Annotated in this window: 2 pseudogenes; one reads left to right on the plus strand and one right to left on the minus strand. The window is 58.9% G+C overall.

Features of this window, described 5'->3' with window-relative positions:
* Positions 1-33: 33 nt before the first annotated feature.
* Positions 34-216 (plus strand): annotated as a pseudogene (locus HMPREF2822_RS13755) (ATP-binding protein); the annotation flags it as partial.
* A gap of 108 nt (positions 217-324) precedes the next feature.
* Here the strand turns inward: HMPREF2822_RS13755 and HMPREF2822_RS13115 are convergent.
* Positions 325-459 (minus strand): annotated as a pseudogene (locus HMPREF2822_RS13115) (ISL3 family transposase); the annotation flags it as partial.
* Between the last annotated feature and the right edge of the window lie 169 nt (positions 460-628).

Raw genomic sequence — 628 nt, forward strand, 5'->3', positions numbered from 1 at the left:
AATAGGGTGTCCACTAAACGAGGGTAACCTCACGACCGCGACGGAAGGCTGCCTACACTTATCTCCTCCCAATCAGCTGCCGCCTATTGGGTTGAAACACTGCCAGACAGAGTCGGAGCCGATTCACTCGTAAGCCGCCTCAACAACGGCCACCGAATCCATATCGGAGACTTCGACATGCGCAAAGCCACCGCCCCCACCACCCCAGACGACTAATACAGACGGGCCGGGCCGACGCACCCCTCGGCCCGGTACCAACTACCCGGAACACGACAGTACCGAGTCCCCAGAACACCGGTACCAAAAACTCGCATCTGACACCGGGCACACGCCGACAACGGCTACTGGCCTGGCCTCAATGATGGTCAGCGGTCCGGCATCAGCGGCACCGGTGATGGCAAGCCCGATTTCCGCGGTACGGCAGATAGTGTCGGCGACGAGATTTCCAGTAGGCTTCACAGTACGGGTCCCTGGTGGGTTTAGATGGTTGTGTAGGAACTTTCATCTTCACACCAGGGACCCCTACATGTTGTGGTGACCCGCTGAACCCGTCGTTTTCTACCTCACCCCGCTACGCACCCCAAAACCGGAAGAGCCAAAGCGGCCCTTCCGGTTTTAGAGTGCGTTG

It is taken from the genome of Corynebacterium sp. HMSC062E11 (assembly GCF_001811845.1).
Taxonomy (GTDB): Bacteria; Actinomycetota; Actinomycetes; order Mycobacteriales; family Mycobacteriaceae; genus Corynebacterium; species Corynebacterium hesseae.